Source organism: Plasticicumulans sp., assembly GCF_035331805.1.
In the GTDB taxonomy this organism is placed as follows: domain Bacteria; phylum Pseudomonadota; class Gammaproteobacteria; order Competibacterales; family Competibacteraceae; genus Plasticicumulans.
The window spans coordinates 1-1,622 of record NZ_DAOLKE010000544.1; the positions used below are offsets into that span (position 1 = coordinate 1).

The window sequence follows — 1,622 nt, forward strand, 5'->3', positions numbered from 1 at the left end:
CCTCGGCGGCGCCCGCTCCGGCAAGTCGCGCTACGCCGCCGAACGCGCCCGCCGCTCGGGCCTCGACGTGCGCTGCATCGTCACCGCCGAGGCATTCGATGCCGAGATGCAGGAGCGCATTACCCGCCACCGCGCCGAGCGGCCCGCACACTGGCGCACGATCGAGTCGCCGCGCGGCCTCGCCGAAACCCTGGCCGCCCAGGCCGCGCCGACCCGCTGCCTGCTGGTCGACTGCCTGACGCTGTGGCTGTCGAACCTGCTCTGCGCCGGTGACGAGGCCGCGCTCGAAGCCGAGACCGAAGCGCTGCTCGCGCTGGCCCCGACGCTGCCGGGCCGGCTGCTGCTGGTCTCGAACGAGGTCGGCTGGGGCATCGTGCCGGATGATCCGCTGGCACGGCGCTTTCGCGACGAGGCCGGCCGCCTGCACCAGCGCCTCGCCGGGCGGCTGGAGCGCGTGACGCTGGTCGTCGCCGGCCTGCCGCTGGCGCTGAAGACACCGTCATGAGCGAACCCTTCTTCGACTGGCTGCACGCACCGCTGCGCAGGCCGGATGCCGCCGCTGCCGCCGAAGCGGCGGCGCGTCAGGCCCAGCTCACCAAGCCGGCCGGCAGCCTCGGCCGCCTCGAAGCGCTGGCGATCCGGCTCGCCGGCCTGCAGGGCACGCCGCGCCCGCGGCTCGATCGCGTGCACATCGCGGTGTTCGCGGCCGATCACGGCGTCGTCGCCGAGGGCGTGTCGGCCTATCCGCAGGCGGTCACGGCCGAGATGCTGCGCAACTTCGCGCACGGCGGCGCGGCGATCGCGGTGCTCGCGCGCCTGCACGCCGCGACGCTCGAAGTCGTCGATCTCGGCACCGTCGTCCCGCCCGGCCCGCTGCCCGGCGTGCTCGACCGGCGCATCGCCCCCGGCACGCGCAACCTCGCGCGCGAGCCGGCGATGACGCATGAACAGCTCGGGCGCGCGCTCGCCGCCGGCGCCGAATCGGTCGCGCGCGCCCACGCCGCCGGCGCCCGGCTCTATATCGGCGGCGAGATGGGCATCGGCAACACCACGGCGAGCGCGGCACTGGCCGCGGCGCTGCTCGACCAGCCGGCCGCCACGCTGGTCGGCCCCGGCACCGGCGTCGATGCCGCGGGGCTGCAGCGCAAGCGGGCTGCGGTCGAGTCCGCGCTGGCGCGCGCGCGCACGACCGACCCGCTCGCGGCGCTGCGCGAGTTCGGCGGCTTCGAGCTGGCGGCGCTGAGCGGCGCGTATCTGGCCGCCGCGCAGCACGGGCTGCCGGTGCTGGTCGACGGCTTCATCGCCTCGGTCGCCGCGCTCGCCGGCTTGCGGCTGCAACCGGCGCTTGCCGACTGGCTGCTGTACGCGCACTGCTCGGCCGAGCCCGGTCACCGGCGCGTGCTGGCCGCACTCGGCGCCGAGCCGCTGCTCGACCTGGGTCTGCGGCTCGGCGAGGCCAGCGGCGCGGCGGTGGCCTTACCCTTGCTGCGAATGGCGTGTGCCTTGCATGATGAAATGGCCACCTTCGCCGACGCCGGGGTATCGCGCGCATGAACCGCTACACGACCGTCATCGACCTGATGCGCCACGGCGAACCGGAAGGCGGGCGCCTGTTCCGCGGC

The 1,622-nt window shown here is 75.5% G+C and carries 2 protein-coding genes; both read left to right on the top strand.

Features of this window, described 5'->3' with window-relative positions:
* On the top strand, nt 1–505 hold a 505-nt coding region (cobU, locus tag PKE44_RS19235), incomplete at its 5' end, for a bifunctional adenosylcobinamide kinase/adenosylcobinamide-phosphate guanylyltransferase (RefSeq protein WP_324554437.1).
* Nucleotides 502–1,554 (top strand): nicotinate-nucleotide--dimethylbenzimidazole phosphoribosyltransferase, encoded by a 1,053-nt coding sequence (gene cobT / locus PKE44_RS19240; RefSeq protein ID WP_324554439.1) that lies wholly within the window; start codon nt 502–504, stop codon nt 1,552–1,554. The genes cobU and cobT, both read left to right, overlap by 4 nt.
* Nucleotides 1,555–1,622 lie beyond the last annotated feature (68 nt).

What these genes read in the sequence shown, in the direction of transcription:
- cobT (WP_324554439.1), top strand. Translation starts at nt 502, where the DNA reads ATGAGCGAACCCTTCTTCGACTGGCTGCACGCACCGCTGCGCAGGCCG.